The following is a 25,477-nucleotide window of genomic DNA, read 5'->3' on the forward strand; positions in this document are numbered from 1 at the left end:
CTACGGCAGGTCGGGGCAGGTCGGGGCCGGCCGGGGCGGCAGCAGCTCGCGGATCGCGTCGGCGACGGCGTGCACGTGCGGCGGCGCCACCAGGGTGAAGTGGCTGCCGGGAACCTCACGAACGATCGGTGCCGTCGTCGAGACCGCAGCCCAGCCGGCCCGCATCGGCGCGCCGCGCGGCCCGAGCACCGACATGAGCGCCGGCGCCTCCTCGGCGGCGGTGAGGAGGGTCACCGCACCCTCGTAGGTCGCCCGAGGCGCGTAGGTCACCAGCGCCTCCAGATGCGCCCGCCAGACGACGTAGGCGCGCTCCAGGAGGTTCGGGTCGGGTTCAGCGGGCGAGCCGAGTTCGCCGGCGCGGCCGAGATGGTCACGCAACGACGCCGCACCACTGGTGAAGATCGCGCGAAGCTCCCGCTCAGGCGGCAGCTGCCCCGGCCGCTCACCGTGGGGCGGGCGGCTGTCGATCAGGAGCAGGGAGACGTCCTCCCCGGCCGCCTGGAGGCGCAGCGCCAGCTCGAACGCAACCGTGCCGCCGAAGGACCAGCCGCCGATCAAGTAGGGGCCGACCGGCTGGACCGCGCGCACCGCCGGCAGGTAGCGGTCGGCCATGTCCCCGACCCGGTCATCGGGCCGTTCACCCGGCGCGAGCCCCCTGCCCTGAATTCCGTGGAAAGGCCGGTCGCCAAGAGAGCGGGCCAACGCCCGGAAGGCCAGGACGCTGCCGCCGGCTGGATGCACGCAGAACAGCGGCTGGCCGGTGCCACCCGCCAGCGGGACGACCGGTGACCAGGCCGGCGGCCCGCCGGGTTGCCGCGGCACGGAGCGACCGCCGGGATCCGGCGGCACGGCGGCGTGGGGCGAATCCAGGCCGGCCGGGTCGCTGCCAGCCGGGCCGACCACCTCTGCCGGAGGCACCGCGGCCGGTGACCGGCCCAGGGTCGCGGCCAGGGCGCGGAGCTCGGCGGCGGCCGCCTCGGCGATCCGCGCCACCGTGCCGTCCCCGAGAACCCGCTGGCCGCTGCGCCACTCGATGCCGAGCCGTCCGTCCGCGACGATCGCGGCGATGCCCAGCGGCCGGTCACGGGGAGCGCGGGGGCTGCGAGAGACACCGCCGGCCGCGGTCGACACGCTCACCAGACCGCCGGGCAGCAGTCCTGGGTCGACCGAACCCAGGTACACGAAGGAGACCGGCGCGCGGGGCATCACCGCCAGCCGCGCCGCCAGCTCGCCGCTGTCGTCATCCGAGGGCGACTGGGCGCCGCCGGCCCCGGCGCTCCACCGCAACACCCCGTACCCAAGCCCGCCCCGCGGCACGGCGGCGAGCTGCCGCGCGACCCCGCGGGCGGCATCGAGGAGATCATCCGCGTCGGTGCTGAGCGGGACGGGATGGATCGCGGTCAGCCAGCCGACGGTCCGGGACAGGTCGACACCGTCCGGCGCGGGATGCCGGCCCATGCCCTCAATGTCGACCAGCAGCGCCGGTTCCGCCGAGCCGGCGCGGATCGCCCGCACCACGGCGGCGAGGGTGACGTCAGCCGGCCCGACACCGTGGCGACGGGGCAGGTCCCGCAGGAGCAGCCCGGTCTCGGCGCGGTCGAGCCAGGTGGTGACCGTGCGGGTATCGGCGACCAGGTCCTCGTCGGGCCCGGCGACCACATCGGACCCGGCTGGCCCATCCGGAGTCAGCGACGCGGCCCGATGTCGCACCGGATCCGTCCAGTAGTGGATCTCGTCCCGGAGGGCGGGGGTCACGCCCGTCAGGTGGCGCCCCCACTCGGCCACCGAGGTCGACCGGGGCGGCAGCACGACCGGCAGCCCGGCGGCGGCCTGCTGGTAGGCAAGCAACAGGTCGTTCAGGAGGATCCGCCACGAGACGGCGTCGACCAGCAGGTGGTGGGCGATGAGCAGCAGACGGTCCGCCCGGTACCCGGACAGCAGGACCACGGCGAACAGCGGTCCGGCGGCCAGGTCAAACCCGTCCCGCGCCGTCGCCGTCGCGGCCCGGATGTGATCCGCGACGTCATCCTCCGCCCGCACCCCGGACAGCTCCACCCGGCGGACCGGCACCGGCTCACCGGGCGGGGCCAGCGTCTGCTTCCACCCGTGCTTGGTGCGGTGGAAGCGGGCGCGCAGCCCGTCGTGCTGGACGAGTAGCGCCGCGACGGCGGTACGCAGCAGCTCCAGGTCCAGCGGCTGCGCGACGTCGAGGCAGATCGTGTGGTCGTACCAGGTCGGATCCACGGGGTCGGGGTCGAGGAAGGCCCGTTGGGCCGGAGTCAGCGGTGCCGGGCCGCTTACCGGTCCGTCCACCGCCGTGGGCGGGGACCCAGGCAGCTCCCCCGCATCGCCTGCGGAGCCGCCGTCCCATCCGTCGTCGGCGGCCTCCGCGAGTTCGGCGACCGTCTGGCGGGCGAGCAGTTCCTGCATGCCCAGCCGCAGCCCGAGCTGGTTCGCGCTGCTGATCAGCTGGATCGCGATCAGGGAGTCGCCGCCGAGATCGAAGAAGTTGTCGAAGACCCCCACTCGCTCGAGGCCGAGCTGGCGCGCCCAGAGCGCGGCGATGGCGCGCTCGGCCGCGGTGCGCGGGGCCGTGTACGGGATCGGCAGGTCGGGCCGGGGATGACGGTTGCCGCCAGCGACGCCCGAGCCGATGTCGTCCATGGACCCGCTCGCCGTCGCGGGCGACGGCGGGGGCGGTCCGGTCCGGGCCGGCCCTCGGCCGGGCATCCGTGCGTCCAGGTCGCGTGTGGACACGACCACCTGTGGGACGCCGGCGAGCAGAGCCGCGCGCAGGAACGCGACGCACCCTTCGTCCCCCGTCATGAAGGGCGCGCCGGCGCCGGGACCGGGACCGGTGTCCGGGGCGGGGGCGCGGTCCCGGTCGTGGTCGCCCACGAGCCAGTGATCGCAGTCGACGGTCACCCACGGCCGACCCGCCCGCCAGTGCCGCACGCACAGTTCGTCGACGACCGCGTGCGCGGCCGCGTACGCGCCGAGGCCGGCGCCGCCGACCACCGCGGCCAGCGAGGACACTACCGCGCAGTGACCGACAGGCCGGCCGTCGGTTACGGCCGCGAGCGCCTGGGCCATCCGGACGCGATCGGTGACGTGCCGGGCGAAAAGGTCCGAGGGCAGCTGTCCCAGCCGTCGCCGCAGCCGGCCACCGGCGGCGAGGATGACGCCGGTCAGTGGGCCGAGGCGGGTGACGGCGGCGTCGAGGGCGGCCCCGAGGGCGGCGGGATCGGTCGCGTCGGCCGACAGGGACACGACGTCCGCCGCGCCTAGCGCGACGAGGTCGGCAAGGCGCCGGTCGTCGGCCGGCAGCGGGGCGCGCGCGATCAGGGCGAGCCGGGCGTGGGCGTGGCGGGCCAGGTACGCCGCGAGCGCCCCGCCGAGCGCTCCGGTCCCACCGATGATCGCGTAAGCGGCGCCGTCGGCGACCGTCGGCTCGGCGTCCAGCCGCATCGGCGCGAAGGTCCGGCGCCATCGCCGGCCGGCCCGGTGGGCAATCAGCATCCCGTCCGGGGTCGCCGGCCCGGCGACGAGTTCGGCGGCGAGCAGTCCGGCCGGGTCCGGACCCGTCAGGTCGATGTCGACGAGGCGACAGCGGGCATCCGGAATCTCGTGCGCGGCGGCCAGACACGGCCCCAGCAGCGCCGCCTGACCGGGGTTGGCCGGCTCGGCACCGGTCACCTCGACCGCTCCGGTCGTCACGGCGACGAGCTCGCCGCCGGCCGGTAGCCGGGCCGCGACGCCCGCCAGCGACCCGGCGGCCGCGGTGCCGTCCGGGTCGTCCAAAGCGTGCAGGTGCACGAGGCACGTGTCGACGTCGACATCGACGAGGATGCCGTCGGCCTCGGCGCGCGATGCCGCCGTGACGTACTGCCCGGCCGCTTCCAGCCGGCTGACCAGCCGGGCGCCGAACCCGCCGTCGTCGAGCAGGATCAGGAACCGGCGCGGCGGTCTAATGGTGACGGGCGGCACGGGCACGGTCTGGCTCCAGACCGGCGCGGCGAACCAGGACGCCGCATCCGCCCGCCGGCCCCGACCACCGGGGCGGGGCCCGCCGGCCGGCGTGGAGTCCGGTCGGAGGGAGTAGGCGGGCGCGGCTTCGCCCGGCACGGCTTCGGTGGACCCGGGCGCGGGTGTGGCCGCCGGTGCCCGCCGGGCCCAGTAGCTCGCGCGCTCGAATGGATAGGTCGGCAGCGGCACTCGGCGGCCGCCGGCCCGCATGCCCTCGCTGTCGAGCCGGACCCCGGCCAGCCACAGCCGGCCGGCGGCCTCCCCGAAGCACAGCACGTCGTCGTCCCCGGCGCGGCCAAGCGAAGACACCACTGGCCGACCGGTGGCGCGCGCCGGCCCGGCCAACGCCTGCCCCGGGCCGACCTCCAGGAACAGGCAGCCGGATGTCGCCCGCACGACCGCGTCCAGGCCGGCCGCGAACCGGACCGTGGCCCGCAGGTGCCGCGCCCAGTACTCGGGGTCCGCGAGCAGCTGCGGCGTCATCCACGTCCCGGTCAGGTTCGATGTGTAGGGGATCGTCGGCAGACCCGGCCGGATGCCGGCCGCCGCCCGGCTCAGCGCCGCCATCGCCGGTTCCATCATCGCGGAGTGGAACGCCCACCGGGTACGCAGCTCACGGGTATGGATGCCGCGAGCGGCCAGCATGCGGCGCAGCTCGCCGACCGCCGGCGCCGGTCCGGACACGACGCAGCTGGCGGGCCCGTTCACCGCGGCCAGGTCGAGCGGCCGGCCGAGCTGCGCGAGCGTCGCCTCGACCTCGGCGACCGGCAGCCCGACGGCGAGCATCCGGCCGGCGGGCAGCTCCGCGAGCAGCCGGCCGCGGGCCGCGACCAGACGCAGGGCGTCATCGAGAGGCAGTGCCCCGGACACACAGGCGGCGACGTATTCACCCAGGCTGTGGCCGATCATCGCCACCGGCTCGACGCCGACCGAGCGCCACAGGGCGGCCAGCGCGTACTCGACGACGAACAGCACCGGCTGGGCGATCTCGGTATGGTCGAGGTCCACCTCCCCGTCGGCACGTACCGCCGTGCGCACCGCGTCGGCGAGCGTCCCACCGAACCGGTCGGCGCAGTCGTCGACGGCGCGGCGAAACGCCGGCCGGGATCGGTAGAGCCCGGCGGCGAGCCCCGGACGCTGGGTGCCCTGGCCGGGGAACAGGAACGCGACCGCGGGCGTCTCGCCGGCCACCACCCCGGTCCGGACCCGGCCCGGCGCCCGCAGCCCCGCGGCGGCGTCGGCCGCGTCGCGGGCCGACAGCACCAGCCGGTGCGCGAACGCACGCCGGCCCACCCTCAGGGTGTGGCAGGCGTCCGCGAGATCCGTCGAGCCGGCGGCGAGGGCGGTCGCGAGCCGGTCGGCGGCCGCCTCCAGCGCCGGAGCGGTCCGGGCCGACAGCTGCACCAGCTGCCACGCCGGCTCCAGCGCGCGGGCCTCGATGGTCGGCCGCGCCGGATCGGGAGTCATGGCCTCGGGGTCGGTCCACTCGCTGAGCACCGCGTGCGCGTTGGTGCCGCCCATCCCGAACGAGCTGACCCCGGCCAGCAGCGGCCGGTCCTGGTCGGCTGGCCAGGACACCGCGTCGGTGGGGAGAAAGAACGGGCTGTCCGCCAACCGCAGGTCCGGATTCGGCCGGTCGACGTTCACCGTCGGCGGCAGGACCCGGTGTTCGAGCGCGAGCACCGCCTTGATCAGTCCGGCCATCCCGGCCGCCGTGTCCAGGTGGCCGAGGTTGCCCTTGACCGAGCCCAGCGCACAGAAACCTCGACGGTCGGTGCCCGCGCGGAACGCCTCGGTGAGCGCGGCGACCTCGATCGGATCACCGAGCGGGGTGCCGGTCCCGTGCGCCTCGACGAACGCGATCTCGTCGGGGCCGACCTCGGCCAGCCGGTGCGCCATCCGGATCACCTGCGCCTGGGCCAGCAGGCTCGGCGCCGGATAGGCGACCTTCGTCCCTCCGTCGTTGTTGACGGCGGTGGCCCGCAACACGGCCCGGATCCGGTCGCCGTCCGCGACGGCGTCCTCGAGTCGCTTGAGGGCGACGATTCCCAGACCGCTACCGAAGACCGTGCCGTTGGCGTCGGCGGCGAATGGCCGGCAGCGCCCGTCCGGCGACACGATGCCGCCGGCGTCCCCGAAGTAGCCGGCGTGCTGGGGGATCCGCAACGACACGGCACCGGCCAGCGCCAGGTCGCATTCTCCGCCCAGCAGCGCTCGGGCGGCGAGATGCACGGCGACCAGGCCGGTGGAGCAGGCGGTCTGGACGGTCACCCCCGGACCGGTCAGCTCGAGCTTGTAGCAGGTGCGGGTCGTCAGATGGTCCTTGTTGTTCCCGAACAGCATCTGGTAGCCCTCGACCGGCCCGGGAATCTCCCCCGGGCGGTGCAGCTGCTCGAGGAAATAGGCGGGCATCCCCGTGCCGGCGTAGACACCGACGGCCCCGGGGTACTGCCCGGCGTCGTGCCCGACCTGCTCCATCAGCTCCCACGCCGACTCCAGGAACAGCCGCTGCTGCGGGTCCATCAGCTCGGCCTCACGCGGCGGGATGCCGAAGAAGGCCGCGTCGAATCGGTCGACGGCGTCGAGCACGCCGCCGGCCGCCACGTATCCCGGCGCCGCGGAGACCTCGGGCGGGACGCCGGCGGCCCGCAGCTCCTCCGGCGTGAACCGGGAGATCGATTCGACTCGGCCCATCAGGTTGGCCCAGAACTGCTCCGGATCGTGGGCGCCGGGCAGCCGGCAGACCATCCCGATGATCGCGACGTCGAGCCCGCTCGGCGCGCGTGCGGTCACCGCGGCTGGCCCTTCTCCCGTACCCGGGCCAGGCGGTGCCGGGCCTGCGCCATCCGTTCGAGCCGGGTGTCGTCGGCGGCCGGGCCGGGACCGCCGGCGTCGCCGCCGGGCGCCTGTCGTGCGAGATGTTCGGCCAGCGAGGCCACGTCGGGATGCCGGAACAGCTCGACCACCGGGATGTCCCGCCCGAGCTGAGCGGACAGCCGCGCCTGGATCTGGAGCAGGAGCAGGGAGTGGCCGCCGAGGTCGAACAGGTTGTCGTGCACACCGACGTCCGGGACGCCGAGCACCTCCCGCCACACTGCGGCGATCCGACGTTCCAGGTCGGTCCGGGGCGCGACCGAGGCGAGCCCGGCCGGACGTCCGGGCGCCGGGACGGGCAGCGCGGACACGTCGGTCTTGCCGGAGGGAAGCCGGGGAAAGGCCGCGAGCTCGACGATCACCGTCGGCACCATCCACCGGGGCAACCGGTCGAGGAGGAAGGCGCGTACCTGCTCGGCTACGTCGGTGGCCCCGGCGGCGGGCTGTACATAGGCGATCAGCCGGCGGTCCTCGCCCTCGCCGGCGACCCGGACGAGCGCCTCCCTGACCGCCGGGTGTTCCCCGATGACCGCCTGGACCTCGCCGAGCTCCAGCCGCCGGCCGCGCAGCTTCACCTGGCCGTCCTGCCGCTGGAGCAGGCGGATACGACCGTCGGGCAGGTACCGGCCGACGTCACCCGAGTCGTAGGCGCGGGCGCCGACGCGGAACGGGTGCGCCACGAACCGCGCGGCCGTCTCCTGGTCTCGGTTCAGGTAGCCGCGGGCGACGTTGGGCCCCCCGATGTACAGGCGGCCGGGCAGGCCGACCGGCACCGGTTCGAGTCGACCGTCCAGCAGGTAGAGCTCGATACCGTCGACCGGCCGCCCGATGGTCACCGGCTCGCCGGGCACGACCCGTCCGGCGGCGGCGGTCGCGGTGGTCTCGGTCGGGCCGTACAGGTTCCAGATCTCCAGTCCCGGGCAGTGCGTCCAGGTGCGCTCCGGCAGGCGCGGGGGAAAGTGGTCGCCGCCGAGGATCAGGCTGGACAGCCGCGGCACCGGCGCGCCGCAGTCGAGCGCGTCTAGGACGGCGTTCCACAGCGACGGCACCGAGGTGAACCCCAGCCGACGGTCCGGCCCGTGCCGCGTTGTCCAGGCGGACAGTTGTTCGAGCAGCACGCGGGGGTCACGGACGACCTCGGCAGGGATCAGCCAGACCTCACCGCCGCGGACGAGCGGGGCGAACAGCTGCTTGAAGGAACCGTCGAAGGACGGCTCGCTCACCGCGGGCAGCACGTCGACCCGGTCGGCGAGCAGGGTGTCGTTCACCCAGCGCAGGTACCGCGCCAGGTTGCCGTGTCCGATGACCACGCCCTTGGGCCGGCCGGTCGAGCCGGAGGTGTAGATGATGTACGCGTCCCGGTCTGGCGGCGTCGGATCGTCCGGTGTGCCGGTGCCGGTGCCGGTGCTCGCGTCGGCGTCGGCACCGCCACTGATTTCGACGTCGGCGGCGGAGTCGATTCGAAGCAGGGGCACGCCGCACCCCTCGAAGGTCACCGCGCCGGCGCCGTCCGTGGCGACGATCTGCGCACCGGCGTCGGCCAGCATGAAGCCGATCCGGCCGGGCGGATGTCCGGGCTCGACCGGCAGGTACACCGCGCCCACCCGCCAGCCGGCGAGCGTGGCGACGAGCAGGTCCACGCACCGCGGCAGGCCGACCGCGACGACGTCGCCGACCCCGATGCCGGCGGCCCGCAGCCGTGCGGCCAGCAGGCCGACCCGCCGGTCCAGCTCCCGATAGGTCACCTGCTCCTCGCCGCAGGTCGCGGCGGTCGCGTCGGGGCAGCGCGCGACCTGATCGGCGAAGGCCTCCGGGATCATCCCCTCGACCGGGCGCTCGCCCGCGCCGCTCGCGTTCCAGTCGAGCAGCGCCCGCCGCCGCTCGGCCGGTTCGAGCAGGCTCACGCGTGACAGCGGGAGCCGCGGGTCGGCGAGCATCACCGCGAGCGCGGCGTCGAGGTGTCGCAGCATGCCCTCCGCGGTCACGCGGTCGAACACGGCCGACCGGTAGTCGAGATAGAGCGCGATCTGATCGTCACGGGTGACGACGGCGAGCGAAAGATCGAACTTTGCGGTCCCGCTGTGCACGTCGAGCATGGTCGCGGTCCGACCGTCGACGTCGACGGTCCCCACCGGTCCCTGGGGTGCGACGAACAGGACGTTGAACAACGGCGTGGTGTCCAGTCGCCGGTCCAGGGCCAGCTCGGTGATGAGCCTCTCGAACGGCAGCGTCTGGTGCGCGGTCGCGGCCAGGACCTCGGCGTGCACCCGGGACACCAGCTCGCGGTAGCCGGGATCGCCGGTCAACCGGGTGCGGATCACCAGCGTGTTGACGAACACGCCGATGAGGCCCTCGACCTCGGCCCGGCTGCGGCTGCTGACCGGCGTGCCGACCACGAAGTCGTCCTGTCCGGAGTAACGGCCCAGCACGACGTCGAACGCCGCCAGCAGGGCCGTGAACAGGGTGGTGCCCGCCTCCCGGCAGAACGCGCGTAGCCGGTCCGCGCGCTCTGCCGGGAGCACCAACCGCACCCGCTCGCCGGCCATCGAGGGCAGCGCCGGGCGCGGTCGGTCGGTGGGCAGGTCCAGAGGGCGCGCACCGGCCAGCCGCTCGCGCCAGAAGGCCAGCTCCGCCGCCTCGACGTCGGCGGTGAGTATCGACCGCTGCCAGTGGGCGTAGTCCGCGTACTGCACCGGCAGCCGCGGCAGCCGCGGGTGCACCGGCAGCGCCGACGGTTCGGGCGCCGGGGAGGTGCGCGGCTCGGCCGACACCGCCTGATAGGACATCGCCTGGTAGAAGATCATCGTCTCGCGGGCGAAGAGCGCGATCGACCAGGCGTCACTGATGATGTGGTGCATCGTCAGGTGAACCACCTGCTCGGACGGCGACAGACGCACGGCCACCAGCCGCAGCAGCGGACCGGTGGTCAGGTCGAACGGTTCCGTCGCGGCCGCGGCCAGGCAGGCGTCGAGCTGCTCCTGCTGCTCGGGCCCGGACAGCGCCGCAAGGTCGACGAACGCCACCGGCACGTCCGGCGCCGGACCGGGGACCTGCCGAGGCACACCGTCCACCGATGCGAAGCGCACCCGCAGCGTCTCGTGCCGCTCGACCACCGCGCGCACCGCGCGGGCGAGGAGCTCCGGTTCGAGCGGGCTGGTGAGCCGCAGCGCCATCGAGATGTTGTAGAGCGGCGACGTGGGCGCCATCTGGTGCAGGAACCACAGCCGTTCCTGCGCGAACGACATCGGCAGGTCGCCGCCGCGCGGAAGCCGGCCGATCGGGGCGAGCGCGCCGGTCGGGGGAGGCCCACCGGCCTTGCGGGCGAGCAGCTCGGCCAGCAGCGCCCGTTTCTCCTGCGCGCTGAGCCTGCTCAGGTCTGAGGAGCCGGCATCCGGTGCCACCGCCGCCGGCTCGCCCCCCGCCTCCGTCACGCCGTACCCCCGTCCGCTTCGAGCAGCCGTGTCAGCGCCGTGTCGACCTCCTGATCGGACAGTCGGTCGATCTCGGCCAGCACCGTCGGGTCGATGGTGCCAATACCTTCGGCGGCTTCGACGTCGGCCGGCAGCATCTCGGCGGCGAGGATCGCCGACAGCTCGTCCACCGTCGGGTACTCGAACACCAGCGTGGCCGGGATCGGCCGGCCGAGGACGACCTGCAGGCGGTTCTTCAGCTCGAGCGCCATCAACGAGTCCATGCCGATGTCGAAGAAGCCGCGGCTGAGGTCCGGTGGATCGGCGGGATCGGCGCCGAGGACGGCGTGGATCTGCGTCCGGAGGAAGTCGGCCACCAGCTCGGCACGGTCCGCGGGTCGCACCGTTCGCAGCCGAGCCAGCAGCTCGTCCGCACCTTGGATACCGGAGCGCTGGAGCGTGGCCGAAGCCGACGGCAAGGGCAGCACGTCGTCCAGCAGCGCCGGCCGCCGGCCCGCCGGCCACACCGCGCCCAGCAGCTCTGCGTCGACCGGCAGGACCGCGACCTCGGTGCTGCCGGCCGCGATGATCCGGGCCAGCAGTCCGACGCCCTTCTCGGGATGGATCTGACCGAGGTCCGCCCAGACAGGGCGCGTGGCGCCCGCCGCCGTCGCCGCCGCCATGCCGACCTGGGCCCAGGGCCCCCAGTAGATCGCGGTGGCACACAGATCGTCGGCATGCCGGGTGTGGGCGAGGGCGCCCAGGAATGCGTTGGCCGCCGCGTAGCCGCCCTGGCCGGGCGAGCCCAGGGGCGCGGCGGCCGAGGAGAACAGGGCGAAGAACTCCAGGGGATGGCCCAGCGTCTGCCGGTGCAGCTCCCAGGCACCGGCGAGCTTGGGGGCGAGCACCCGTGCGAAGGAGGCCCAGTCCTGGCGGACGAGCACGCCGTCGTCGAGCACTCCGGCGGCGTGCATCACACCGGCCAGGGGCCGACCGGTACCGTCGATCGCGGTCAACGCCCGGGCGACGTCCTCGGCGCGGGCGACGTCCCCCCGGGCGACGAGGACCTGCACGCCGACCCGCCGGATCTCGTCGATGACCGCGTCGGCGGCCGCCGACGGTTCGCTACGGCCCATCAGCACGAGGTGGCGGGCGCCCCGCTCGGCCAGCCCGCGGGCGACCTCCAGACCGATGCCGCCGAGTCCCCCGGTGATCAGATAGCTGGCGTCGGGTCGCACTACCAGCGGCAGGGCGGTGCGCCCCCGCAGCAGGCTGGGCGCCAGGCGCATTCCCCACCGGACACCATCCCGCAACGCCACCCGGTCCTCGCCGTCCGCGGCGGTCAGCACGGCGATCAGGGGTTCGACGACCGGATCGGCCGGGGGGCCGGACGTAGGCCCGCCGGTGGCGCTCGGACCGGTGCCGCGCGGGTCCAGGTCGACCAGACCGCCCCACAACTCCGGGTGCTCCTGCGCGATCACCGCGCCGAGGCCCCACAGGGGCGCCTGAGCGGCGCCGGCGGCGTCGACCCGGCCCGCGGCGGGCACCGCGCCGCGGGTGGCCAGCCACAGGCGTGGCGGCTGAGATCCCCACGGGGCGGCGGCAAGCGCCTGGATGAGGTGGAGCGTGCTGCGGCAGCCCCGGTCCTGGGCGGCCATCAGTGCGTCGGCGCCCGCATCGGAGCCGAGCCTCGTGTCCAGACTCCACAGGTGCATCACACCGGCGAGCAGCGGCACCTCGGCCGCCACGACGGTGACCAGCCGGGCGAGCGCCGCCGGGTCGGTCGGGTCCACCTCGTACCGGTCGGGGCCCGCCGCGGCGAAGCCGTGGCCGCGCACGGCCACGACCGTCCGCAGCCCTGCCGCCGCCAGAGCACCGGCCACACCGTCCCCGACTCCGCCGTCGTCGGCGAGGAGCAGCCAGGCGGGCGAGCCGGCCGACCCGGCTTCCCCGGCGGTACCCGCCCGCGGCCGATCGGCCGCGGGCGGCAGCGGCAGTGGACGCCACCGCACGTCATAGAGCCACTCGTCGGTTCCCGCCGACCAGCTCCGTTCCACGGTCGCCCGCGGCACCCGCTTGAGCAGCAGCCCGTCGATCGCGCCGCGGACGGCCCCGTCCTCATCCAGGAGGGTGACGTCGCACACGACTGTCTGCCCTGTGAACCGGCCGCCGGAGCGCAGCCGGGCATGGCTCCACAGCCTCGTCCCCACGCCCGGCCGGAACACCAGGCGGTCCAGCCCGATCGGGATGTAGGCGTCGTCCCCGCCAGCCCGGATGTCGTCGGCGAGTCCGCCGGCCACCTGCAGGCAGGCCTCCAGGACGCACGGATGCAGCCGCCAGGGCCCGGCAACGGAATTTCCCGCGCCGGTCGCGCCGACCGGCGGGTCGCCGGCCAGGACGGCCTCGAGATCGACCCGGCCGAGCGCTTCGCCGTCGCCGCCCCACAGCTCGGCCACGCCGCGAAACCCGGGGCCGTAGTCGAACCCGCGGGCGGTCAGCTCGTCGTAGAACATCTCGACCGACACCTCGCGAGTCAGCCGTGGGCGCACCGCGGTGGGCGCCTCGGCCCGCGTGGGCGCCTCGCCGTCGCCCAGCCGCACCCGGCCGTTGACGTGCAGCCGCCACGGGCCGGCGGTGGACGGCCCGCCGTCCGCCCGGCTGGCGACCCGGAAGGTCGCCGCGGTACCCCCCTCCTGCGGGAGAAGGGTGACCTGCACCACCCGCCCGGCGCTCTCGGGCAGGATGAGCGGCTCGGTCAGGAGCACGTCCGACACGACGCAGGGTCCGGGCCCCAGCACCCGGTCCGTGGCGGCGAGCACCATTTCCAGGTAGGCGACAGCCGGCACGATGACCTGTCCGTGCAGCCGGTGCTCGGTCAGGAACGGCGGCGTCGCTGCGGTCAGCCGCACCTCGTGGATCACCTCGGCGACCGCGGCCGCGATGCGCCGCCCGAGGAGCGGGTGCGTCCCGCCGTCAGGGGAAGCCAGGCCGTCAGAGGAAGCCAGGCCGTCGGGCCCGGTTGCACCGATCTCGCCCGGACCACGGGGGGCCGGGACGAGACCGGGCCCGCCGGCGGCCGGCTGATGCCAGTGGCGTTCCCTCTTCCACGGATAGTGCGGCAGCCGCACGTGAGCGCCCAGGGGGTTCACCGCGGCGAGTTCGGCGTCCCAACCCGCCGCGTACAGCGCCGCGAGCGAACGCAGCAGCGTCGCCCGCTCGGGCTGGCCACGGCGCAGCGACCCGGCGACGAGCACCGGCTGGCCGGAGTCGGCCGCCGCGGCGTCGATCGCCAGCGCCAGCTCCGGATGCGGCCCGACCTCGAGGAAGGCGCGGTGACCGTCGGCCAGCAGCGCGTCGACGGCCGCCGCGAACCGGACCGGCTCACACATGTTCGCGGCCCAGTACGCGGCATCGTGGGACCGGCCGTCCAGCCGCGGGCCGTCCACCGTCGAGTAGACCGGGACGACCGGCGGCACGGGACGAAGGCCGGCGAGTGCGTCGACCAGCCGGGCGCGCAGCGGCCGCATGTGATGGCTGTGGAAGGCGTAGCCGACCGGCAGGGCCCGGCAGCGCACGCCGTCCCCGCGCAGCGCCGCGACCACCTCGTCGAGCGCGTCGCCGTCGCCGGCGAGCACCACCGAGCGCGGGCCGTTGACCGCCGCGACGCATACCCGGTCGGCGACGGGCGCGACGACCCGGGCGACCGCGGCCGGCGGCAGGTCGACCGCTACCATCCGCCCCCCGCCGGCCCCGGCCATCAGCGCCCCGCGGTGGGCGATCACCCGGGCGGCGTCCGCCAGCGACAGCGCGCCGGCCACGTGGGCCGCGGCCACCTCGCCCATGCTGTGGCCAACCACCGCGTCGGGCGTGATCCCCCAGGATCGCCACAGCCGGGCGAGCGCGACCTGGACGGCGAACACAGCCGGCTGCCCGATCTCGGTCCGGTCGAGCCGGGCGCCGGCCCCGTCGGCCGTCAGCTCGTCGAGCACCGACCATCCGGTGAAGGGAGCCAGGGCCACCGCGCAGTCGTGCAGCGCCTGGCGGAACACCGGCTCCCGGGCCGCGAGCTGGTGCCCCATGCCGGCCCACTGGCCGCCCTGCCCGGAGAAGACCAGTACCAGCCCGCGCCGACCGACCGGCCGGATCCCGGCCGCGACGTCCGGATGCGGCCGGGCCTCGAGGAAGTCACCGAGCCGGTCGGCGAGGTTTCCGCCGCGGCCGGCGACGGCCAGGCGGTGATCCAGGTGGGAGCGCCGAGTACCGGCGGTATGGCAGACGTCCCGGACGGGCGGTGCCGCGTCGGCCGTCAGCACATCGCGGTACCGCCCGGCGAGCGCGCGCAGGGACTCCGCCGACCGTGCCGAGAGGGTCAGCAGGTACCCGCCGCCGCTCGTGTCGGCGCCGGTGCCGGGCTCCGCGTCGGTGCCAGCGTCGGTGCCGGGGTCCACCGGGCCGCCGGCGCGGGTCGGCGGAGCCTCGGCCAGCACAGCGTGCGCATTGGTGCCGCCGAAACCGAAGGCGCTGACCCCGGCGTACCGGCGTCCGCCGGTGGCCGGCCACGGCAGCGGCGCGGTGGGGATGACGAACGGGGTGCCCGCGAGCGTGATGTTCGGGTTGAGCGTCCCGAAGTGCAGGGTGGGCGGGATGACCCGGTGCTCGAGAGCCAGCACCGCCTTGATCAGGCCGGCGATGCCCGCCGCCCCCTCGAGGTGGCCGATGTTGGTCTTGACCGAGCCGAGGGCGCAGACCGCGCCGGGCGCCGCCGGCGGTCCGAACACCTCCGCCAGCGCCTCCACCTCGATGGGGTCGCCGAGCGCGGTCCCGGTGCCGTGGGCCTCGACGTACCCCACCTGGCCCGGAGTGATTCCGGCGCTGTCGTGCGCCCGCCGTACGACAGCCTGCTGCGACAGCCCGGACGGCGCCGTGAGGCCGTTGCTGCGGCCGTCCTGGTTGACGGCCGAGCCCTGGATCACCGCCCGGATCGGGTCGCCGGCGGCGAGCGCGTCCGACAGCCGTTTGAGCACGACGACGCCGCAGCCCTCGCCGCGGGCGAAGCCGTCCGCGCGTGCGTCGAACGTCTTGCACCGGCCGTCGGGCGCGAGCATCTGCGCGCGGGAGAACAGGATGTGGGCCAGCGGCGAGAGGATCAGGTGGACGCCGCCGACCACGGCCATCGAGGACTCGCCGGTCTGCAGGCTCTGACAGGCCAGATGCACGGCCACCAGCGACGACGAGCAGGCGGTGTCCACCGCGACGCTCGGTCCGACCAGGTCGAGGAAGTAGGACAGCCGGTTGGCGACGATGCTGTGGGCGTTGCCGGTCGCGACGTAGGCGTCCACGTCGGCGATGTCGCCGAACTGGAGAGTGCCGTAGTCGTTGGCGCACACCCCGGCGAAGACGCCGGTGGCCGTGCCGGCGAGCGCGCCGGCCGCCTGCCCGGCGTCCTCCAGCGCCTCCCAGGCCACCTCGAGGAACAGCCTCTGCTGCGGGTCCATCCGGACCGCCTCGCGCCGGGAGATACCGAAGAACCCGCTGTCGAACGTGTCGACATCGTCGAGCAGGCCCGCCGACCGGGTGACCATCCCACCCGGCGCCTGCGGGTCGGGGTCGTAGAAGGCGTCGACGTCCCACCGGTCGCGCGGCACCTCACGGACCGCGTCCCGGCCGTCCACCAGCAGGCGCCAGAACGCCTCCGGATCGGCCGCGCCGGGGAACCGGCAGGACAGGCCGAGGATCGCGACCGGCTCGCGGTCGGCCCGGACCAGCGAAGCGAGCACGGCCCGCTTCTCCGCCGACAGACCCGCGATCATTCTCGCGAGGCCGTCACTCCCCTGGGGCGTCGGTGGCACCTGAGGTCCCCCCCTTCTGTAGGGCGTCCAGCTCGGCGTCGGTCAGGGCGTCGATTCCGCCCAGGATCGCCGCGAGTTCGGCATCGACTTCCTCGCCCGGTTCGGGCGGCGCGTCGAGCGGGATCTCCATCCGCTCGGCGAGGTGCGGCACGATTCTGGCGATCGTCGGGTAGTTCCAGGCCATCGTGGCGGAGATCGGCACGTCCAGGCTGGCTTCGAGCCGGTTGCGCAGCTCCAGCGCCATCAGCGAGTCGAAGCCCAGCGTGTCCAGCGGCGTCTGGTTGTCCAGCCGGGCCGGCGGGATCCGCAGCACCTGCGCGATCTGGCTCCTGACGTGCTCCTCCAGCACCGCCCAACGGCCCGGACCGGGGTCACCGGCGAGCAGCCGGTCGCGGACCTCGTTGCGCTGGCGGGGCACGGTGCGGCCGGCGTCGCGCATCAGCTCGGTGAGGACCGGCATTCCGGCGAGGGCGGGACTCGCCCGCCGCCAGGCGTCCGCATCGACGGGGAAGACCCCGATGTGGGTCGGTGGTCGGCGCATCAGCCGGCCCAGTGCGGCGAGACCCTGCGCGGGCGTCAGGCTGTCCAGTCCGCCGAGCGCGAGCCGGCCGCCGCGGTCCGGTCGCGCCGCGAGTCCGATCTCGCTCCACGGTCCCCAGCCGACGGCCATCGCCGGCAGCCCGACGGCGGCGCGATGCTCGGCGAGGGCGTCCAGGAACGCGTTGGCCGCGGCGTAGTTGCCCTGGCCGGGCGAGCCGAGCAGGGACGCCCCCGAGGAGAACAGGACGAAGAAGTCCAGCGTCCGGCTCAGCGTCGCCTCGTGCAGGTTCCAGGCGCCGCGGACCTTCGGGGCAGCCACCCGCTCGAACCGGGCGGCGTCGAGCTGGAGCAGGACACCGTCGTCGAGCAGCCCGGCGGCGTGGATGACGCCACGCAACGGGGGCGGGTCGGCGTCGATGCGGGCGAGCACGCCGTCGAGCGCTGCCCGGTCGGCGACGTCCACGGCCGGCCCGAGAACCACGACCCCCTGCCGGCGCAGCTCGGCGAGCACGCCGCGTACCTGGTCGGAGGCGCCGACCTCGCCCCGGCGGCCGAGCAGCACCAGGTGCCGCGCCCCCCGCCCGGCCATCCAGGCCGCCACCCGCAGGCCCAGCGCGCCGAGCCCCCCGGTGATCAGATACGTGGCGTCGGGAGGGAAGGACGGGCCGTCGTCCGGCGCGGGCCGGACGTGCACGTCCCCCTCGCGGGGGAGCACAACCATCTTGCCGATGTGCCGGGCGGCCGCCATGTGCCGGAATGCGTCCTGGGCCTCGCTGATCGGCCTGGCCTCGGCGGGCAGCGGGCGCAGGGTCCCGGCACGCAACCGCGCTCCGATGTCGGCCAGCACGGATGCCACGAGCCGCGGCCGCGTTCGCAGCACCTCCTCCAGGTCGACCGCCGCGAAGGTGAGATTGCGCCGGAAGGCGCCCAGCCCGAGCGAGCCGTCCAGGTAGATGTCCCGCTTGCCCAGTTCGATGAAGCGGCCGAAGGGACGCAGGACGTCCAGCCCGCGGGCCAAGGCGGCACCGGCCAGCGAGTTGAGGACGACATCGACGCCATCCCCGCCGGTGGCGGCGAGCACCTCGTCGGCGAAGGCGAGCGAGCGGGAGTCCATCACGGTCCGGATGCCGAGCGACTCCAGGTACGCCCGCTTCTCCGGCGTACCCGCGGTCGCCAGGACCTCAGCCCCGGCGGCCCGCGCCACCTGGATCGCGGCCAGGCCGACCCCGCCGGAGGCGGAGTGCACCAGAACGCGTTCGCCGGCTGTCAGGTGGGCGAGCCGTTCCAGGGCGTAGCAGGCGGTGACGAAGGCGACCGGCACGGTCGCCGCGGCGGTGAAGTCCACGTCGGCCGGCAGTCGGACGGCCAGCTCGGCGGGCACCGTGACGTGGGACGCCAGGCTCCACGGCGCGATAGCGGCCACCCGGTCCCCCGGAGCGAACGCCGTCACCCCATCGCCGGCCCGGACCACCGTTCCCGCGCATTCACCGCCGATCACCGGCGGCGCACCGGCCAGGCCCGGGTAGACGCCCATCGCCTTCATCACGTCACTGAAGTTCAGGCCGCTGGCGTGGACCTCGATCTCCACCTCCCCGGCCTGCGGCGGTCGACGGGTCACCGCGTGCAGGTGCAGCTGGTCGAGGACTCCGGGCCGGTCCGCCTCCAGCCGGAAGGCGGACTCGCCGTCGACGGCGCCGAAACCGGTCGAGCGGCGCGGGTCGCTGCCGGCGTCACCCGCCACGGCGTCACCGTCACCCGCGACGCCGTCGTCGGCATGCCGGGCGAGGCGGGCGACGAACCGGTCCCCGCCGCGCAGCGCGATCTGGTCCTCCGCGCCGTCACCGAGCAGCAACGCGCACAACGCGGCGACCTCGGCCGGATCGGCGCCGCCCCCGCCCACCGGCCGCGGGCTGAGGTCGACGCAGGTGGTACGCAGCTCGGGCAGCTCATGCGCGGCAACCCGGGCCAACCCCCACAGCGGCGCCTGGGTGACGGCCACGGCCGACGTGGGTCCGACGGCCTGCGCGCCGGCGGTCACGAACCACACGCGCGGCGGATTTCGCCACCCGACGCGGGATACCTCCTGCACCAGGTGCAACGCGCCGCCGAGCAGCCACCGCTGCCCGACCGCCAGCGCGTCACCGGAGGTGGGAAGGGGCTCGGTAGCCGCGGCCGCCAGGTGCACGACACCCGCGGGCGGGCCGTCCGGGCAGATGTCGGCGAGCAGCCGCCGGCATGCCTCCGGCGAGCTGGGATCCAACAGCCGGACATCGGAGTCGAGGTCGTCCCCCGACTCCGCCCACGCGGTCGGACGCACGAGCACGCAGCGGTGACCTCGCGCGGTCAGCGCGGCCCGGACGCTGTCGGCGACGCCGCCGGAGTCGGCGAAGATCAGCCATGTTCCAGCGCGGCCGGCGGCCTCGGTCGCGCCGTCGCCCGGCGCGTGCCGCCACTCGACCCGGAACATGTAGTCCCGCGGGTCGGGCCGGCGGGAGCTACCGGTCTCCAGCCGCCGCGCCCGCAAGCCACGCACCTCGGCGATCACGTCACCGTGCTCCCCGAGCAACGTGACGGAACCCTCGACGCTGTCCGCGTCGGCGGACCCGGCGGACCCGCGTGGGCCGGCCGCCGCGGCCAGGCCGGCGACCGCCGCGGCATCGGCCGGGCCTGGCGGGAGAGCGTCATCGCGCCGGGCGATCGCCCAACGCGCTGTCGCACCCCTCTGGCGCACCCGCATCGAACGGATGCCGACCGGGACGTAGGCATCCGCGGGCGCGCCCGCAGCGTGATCCGCCGGCAACGCGGCGAGCAGCTGGAAGCCTGCGTCGAGCAGCACGGGATGCAGCCGGTAGGTCGCCGCCGCACGGGCGACGTCCGCCGGTGGGTCGATGCGGCAACGCGCTCCGTCGGCGTTCCGCCAGACCTGGGCGACGCCCTGGAAAAGCGGCCCGTACGACAGCGCCCGCGCCGCCAGCGCCGCGTAGTGGCCTTCGCCGGTCAGTACCTGGTGGTCGTCGCCCGGCGGCTCATCGAGCGGCGTTGGTGCGGACGCCGGCCCGTCAGGGTCGAGCAGCCGGACTCCACCCCGGGCGTGCGAGACCCACTCGGCCGGGGCGAGCCGCGGGTCGCCATCGCCATCGCCGGTGCCGCCCGCCTCCCGGCTGAGGATCTCGAACGCGGCGGATCCGGCGAGCCGCGGGGTCAGCACCAGCTGGACGGCACGGACGCCGTCCGGCGGTAGGACGAGCGCACGGTCGAAGACCACGTCGGTCAGCTCCAGCGGGCCGTCCCCGACCGCGACGGCCGCCCCCGCCAGGACCATCTCGACATAGCCGGCAGCGGGCAGGATGATCGCCCCGTTCACCCGATGATCGGCTAGGTAGGGATGCGTGGTGACGGAGAGGGTGCCCTCCCAGACGTGGATGCCCGGGGGCGCGGCGAGTCGGATGTGCGCGCCGAGCAGCGGGCTGTCGCCGCCCCCGCCGAGCGCGCGGGCCGCCGGCGCCGTGCCGTCGGCGCCCGGCCCACCGGCGGCGGGCCGGGCCGCGGTGTCCGGCGGCCGCGCGGAGGCCGCCGGGTCGACCGGGTTGCCGCCGGTGTCCAGCCAGAAACGCTCCCGCTGCCACGGGTACGTCGGCAGTGCCACTGCCGGCGCCTGGGGATACACCGCGCGCCAGTCGAGGCCGGCTCCGGCGCTGTACAGCGCGCCGAGGGCGGCGCGTAGCGCGGGCGCTTCGGGGGTACCGCGCCGCAGCGACGCCACGACAGTCCCTGGACGCCCCGCACAACTGATCGTCTGTTCGATCGCGGGCAGCACCACCGGGTGCGGTCCGAGCTCGAGGAAGACCGACCGGCCGTCATCGAGCAGCCGCTCCACCGCGGTCGCCAGCAGCACCGGCTCACGCAGGTTGCGCATCCAGTAGTCCGCGTCGAAGACGGCCTCGTCCACCCGCCGGCCCAGCAGGGTGGAGTAGAACGGCACCGTCGGCCGGCGGGGCGTCACCGCGGCGAGTTCGCGCAGCACGTCCGCGCGCAGCGGCTCGACCTGCGAACTGTGGGAGGCGACGTCCACCTTGATCCGGCGACAGAAGACCTGCCGCTGTTCCATCAGCGCGCAGAACTCGTCGATCGCGTCCCCGTCCCCCGCCACCACACTGGCCCGCGGGCTGCTGCTCACTGCCACGGACAGCCGGTCGGACCAGGCCGCCAGTGCCTGCCGCGCCGCCTCGTAGGACAGGTCGACCGCCGCCATCGCGCCGGCGCCACTGACCCTGCGCATCAACCGCGCACGCCGGCAGATCACCCGCACAGCGTCGTCCAAGTCCAGCGCGCCGGCGACATGCGCTGCCGCGATCTCCCCCATGCTCTGGCCGACGACGGCGCTCGGCCGCACCCCCCAGGCCTGCCAGACGTCGGCGAGCGCGACCTGGATCGCGAAGAGCGCCGGCTGGACGACATCGATCTGGTCGAGGGCCGCCGGGTCCGCGTCGGTCAGCATCCGCGTCAGGGACCAGCCTGCTTCCCGCCTGATCGCGGCATCGGTCCGCTCGATCGCCGACCGGAAGACCGGGTCGTCCTCGAGCAGCTCGCGGGCCATGCCGGGCCACTGCGAGCCCTGGCCGCCGAAGACGAACACCACCCGGGCATCGCGGCCTTCGGACCGCTTCCCGGTCGACAATCCTGGCCTGGACTCGCCGCGCAGGTATGCCTCGAGCACGTCGCGGAGGTCCGTGGTGTTCTCGAACGCCACCGCCAGCCGGTCGTCATGGTGCTGCCGGCGGCGCGTCACGGCAGCCGCCCGGGCCGCCGTGACGGCGGTGTCGTCGGTCGCCACGGCGAGGTCGAGGTGGCGTGCCGCCAGGGCGCGCAGGGCCGCGGAGCCGCGCGCGGACAACGGCAGCAGAAACGGCGCCGGGCCGGGGTCGACGGTGGGCCGCGACCGCGCTGGTGCGGCCTCCAGCACCACGTGTGCGTTGGTGCCGCTCAACCCGAACGAGCTGACGCCCGCGATCCGCCGCCCCTCGGGCCAGGCTGCCAGCCGGGTCGGCACGAAGGCGTTCATCCGGGCCAGGGGGACATGCGGGTTCGGCGTCTCGTAGTGCAGGTTCGGCGGGATCCCCCCGTGCCGCAACGCCAGTGCGACCTTGATGACGCCCGCGATGCCGGCGGCGGACTCGGCGTGGCCCATGTTCGTCTTGACCGAGCCGAGGGCCAGCGGTCGCCCGCCCGACCGGTGGAACACCTCCGCCAGTGCCCGCGCCTCGATCGGGTCGCCCAGCGCGGTGGCCGTGCCGTGCGCCTCGATGAGCCCGACCTCGTCGGCGGACACACCGGCATCGGTGAGGGCTTGGCGGATGACCGCCTGCTGGGCGCGGCCACTGGGGACCGTGAGCCCACCGCTGCGACCGTCATGGTTCACGGCGGTTCCGCGGATCACCGCCACCACCGGATCCTCGTCGCGCAGCGCGTCGGCCAGCCGCTTCAGGACGATCATCCCGCAGCCCTCGCTGCGCACGTAGCCGTCGGCGTCGGCGTCGAACGTGCGGCAGGCACCGGCTGGCGACATCACCCGCACCTGGCAGAAGTAGATCGTGCCACGCGGGGACAAAATGAGGTTCACCCCGCCGGCGAGGGCCAGATCGGACTCGCCCGCGCGAAGGCTGGCGCAGGCCAGGTGCGTCGACACCAACGAGGATGAGCAGGCCGTGTCAACGGTCATACATGGTCCGGTCAGCCCCAGGGTGTAGGACAGTCGGCCGGCGGCGACACTCGCCGCGATGCCGGTGCCGGTGTAGGCGTCGATGGCCGCGGAGTCGCCCGGCCGCCGCAACCCGGAGTACTCCTCGTTGGACAGCCCGATGAATACCCCGGTCCGGGTGCCGGCGAGATCCGCCGGCACCTGACCTGCGTTCTCCAACGCCTCCCAGGCCACCTCCAGCAGGAGGCGCTGCTGCGGGTCCATCTCGACGGCCTCCCGTGGCGAGATGCCGAAGAACGCCGCGTCGAAGGTGTCGATGTCGTCGAGGAATCCGCCCCGACGGGTGTACATCCGGCCGGGGGCACCGATCTCCGGGTCGAAGTAGGCGTCGACGTCCCAGCGCGTGGGCGGCACCTCGCGGATCGCGTCGCCGCCGTCGCGCAGCAGCCGCCAGAAGGCGTCCGGGTCCGGCGCGCCGGGGAAGCGGCAGCCCAGGCCGATGACAGCGATCGCCTCCCTGTCGGAGCTGGCGGCCGGCGCCGTGGGAGCAACGGACCGGCGAGCCGTCAGCGAGGCTCGGCCGGACATCCGCTCAGGCGTCCGGTCGGCGTCGTCCGCGCCGGCAACCCCCCCTGGACCGCCAGTCCCGTCCGACGCGGCGGTCGCTGGTCGGGTTCGCTGCGCCAGGAGCTCGGCCAGGGCCGCGATGCTGGATTCGCCGTAGACGAGCGACGGGGCGAGGTCGACGTGCAACCAGGCCCGCACCTCTTCGGCGATCTCGACCGACACGATGGAGTCGATCCCCAGCTGGCTCATCGGCTCGGTGACGTCCACCTCGGCCGGCTGCACGCCGGCACGCCGCGCAAGCAGGTCGACGAGCGTCGCCTGGATCACCGTTGCCGGTGCCGGGCCGCTGGCGAAGGCGGTCCCCAGGCCGGACAGTTCAGTCGGCCGCCGCACAGACCGCGCGACGACGTCGAGTTCCCCACGCAGGAACAGCTCACGGCACGCCGACCGCTGCACCTTTCCGCTCGCCGTCTTGGGCACCGTCCGGGGACGTACGAGAACCACGGCATGGACGTGGACGCCGTGGCCGCGGCCCACCGCCGAACGGATCGCGCGCAGCGCCCCCTCGGCATCGACCTCCCGGGCGGGGTCCACCTCCTGCACGATCACCAGCCGGTCGTCACCGTCGACGGTTGCCATGAACGCGGCACCGCAACCCGGTCGCAGCGCCGGATGGCTGCCTTCCACCGTGAACTCGATGTCCTGCGGATAGTGGTTGCGGCCACTGATGATGACGACATCGTCATGGCGGCCGGTTACGTACAGCTCGCCGGAATGGAGGAACCCGAGGTCACCAGTCCGCAGGAAGGTGTCCGGACAGCCGGCCAGCCGCGCGCCGAAGGTCCGAGCGGTCAGGTCCGCGTCCGAGAAGTAGCCGGTGCTCACGCTGGGGCCGCGGAGCCAGATCTCACCCACCTGGCCGTCGGCCACGGGGGTGCCGGCGGACGGGTCGACGATGGCGATCTCCTCCACCGGCCGCCCGCAGCTGACGATCTGCCGGGAGGGGGCTACTGGGACCCCCTGGCGGACACCGACACGCTCCTCCTCCGATCGGGCGCCGATCTTCTGGGGCTCGTCGGCAAGCTCGACCGCGCTGTGCCGCGCGAGGGCCTCCGCGTCGAACCGCCCCACGACCGGCTCGGTGCCATGCGGCTTCGCCGAGACGAGTAGCGTCGCCTCAGCCAGGCCGTAGACCGGGCAGAAGGCCTGCCGACGGAAGCCGTAGGATTCAAAGGCCGCGGTGAAGCGGTCGAGCGTTGCGGCGCGCACAGGTTCGGCGCCGGAAAAGGCGACCTGCCATGACGACAGGTCCAGCCCGGCGCGATCCGCGTCGACGATCCGGCGGGCACACAGGTCATAACCGAAATTCGGTGCACCGGCGTGAGTAGCGCGGTGGCGGGTCATCGTCTCCAGCCAGGAGACCGGCCGCCGCAGGAAGTCGACCGGTGACATCAGTATCACCGGATAGCCAACGAATGCCGCCTGAAGGATTCCGCCGATAAGTCCCATGTCATGATGGGGTGGCAGCCAGAGTGCCATCCTGCTATTCTCGGTGAGTTTCAGCGCCTTGCGGATGTTTGCCGCATTGTGGGCCAGGTTGGCATGCGTGACAAGTACCCCGCGCGGTCTCCTGGTGGAGCCGGAGGTGTACTGGAGCAGCGCGGTGGCCGCCAGCTCCACGGACTCATCGAGCGTTTCCGGCCCGGCGCCACCGGCTGTGTCGTCGGCCGCATCAGTCGCCAACCAGCGGAGGGACGGCAGGTCATCAACCACGAAACCACCGCGGACCAGCGGAAGGAGCGCGGCGGTGGTAAGGACGGCCGCCGCCTGACAGTCCGCCGCAACCGCCGCCATCCGCGCGGTCTGCCGATGCGCCAGCCGCGGTTCGGGAGCCTGTGCGGGCACGGCGACAACCTGGGCCCACATACAGCCGAACAGTGCCCGAATGTAGTCGAGTCCCGGCGGATAGACCAGCAGACAGCGCTCCCCAGGCGGAATCGACCGTCTTATCAGAGCTGCGACACGGCCGGCATCCGCGACCAGTTCGCCCGTGGTCATACTCGTCTCCACACCATCGGACGAGTATGTGTAGATTACATTTTCTTGCCTTTCACGGGCCAAGCGTCGCAAGACATCAACACACGTTTCCGGCGTTTCCGCCCCCCGGTTCACGGAGTCATCGTCACACTGAGACACAATCTTGTCAACGACAATAAAAAAGTGCCCATGTCAGGATACCGACAACGCCAGCCGTAATACGGTCAACCTTTCTGCCCGTTTTGAGCACTTCGTCAGTAAATCAGAGGATCTTTTACGGGGCTCACCCCACGTGCATGGGAGGCCGTTATGAAGGCGAACACGGGCGGCCTCGGAAACAGCTCACCCTGTGGGGATCCAGAACCCCGATCTGGGCGGTGACCTGCGCGTTTGCCTGCCGGGCGGGCCTGTGTCGGGCAGGCCGGACGGTCATGGTGTCGTCCCTGCTCTGCGGCCTGACCTGAGTTCGGTCACCG

General features: G+C 74.2%; 4 protein-coding genes. All 4 read right to left on the reverse strand.

Translation table 11 applies throughout. From position 1 onward, the window contains the following. From AC559T_RS09015 to AC559T_RS09030, 4 genes are read right to left on the reverse strand one after another with little or no spacing between them, the layout of a single operon-like run. Complete coding sequence (locus AC559T_RS09015; protein WP_498868432.1) at positions 1-6,819, reverse strand: SDR family NAD(P)-dependent oxidoreductase; 6,819 nt, start codon at positions 6,817-6,819, stop codon at positions 1-3. After that, entirely contained in the window at positions 6,816-10,331 is a 3,516-nt protein-coding gene (locus AC559T_RS09020) for a non-ribosomal peptide synthetase (RefSeq protein ID WP_498868433.1), read from the reverse strand. Before AC559T_RS09020 ends, AC559T_RS09015 begins: the two co-directional genes overlap by 4 nt. Then, on the reverse strand, positions 10,328-16,159 hold the full coding sequence (locus AC559T_RS09025; protein ID WP_498868434.1) for a type I polyketide synthase: 5,832 nt from the start codon (positions 16,157-16,159) through the stop codon (positions 10,328-10,330). The genes AC559T_RS09020 and AC559T_RS09025 overlap by 4 nt, the downstream gene beginning before the upstream one ends. Next, positions 16,134-25,160: an SDR family NAD(P)-dependent oxidoreductase gene (locus tag AC559T_RS09030; RefSeq protein ID WP_498868435.1), complete on the reverse strand. Its 9,027-nt coding sequence runs from the start codon at positions 25,158-25,160 to the stop codon at positions 16,134-16,136. The genes AC559T_RS09025 and AC559T_RS09030 overlap by 26 nt, the downstream gene beginning before the upstream one ends. Positions 25,161-25,477 lie beyond the last annotated feature (317 nt).

The organism is Frankia sp. Hr75.2 (assembly GCF_949319125.1).
In the GTDB taxonomy this organism is placed as follows: domain Bacteria; phylum Actinomycetota; class Actinomycetes; order Frankiales; family Frankiaceae; genus Parafrankia; species Parafrankia soli.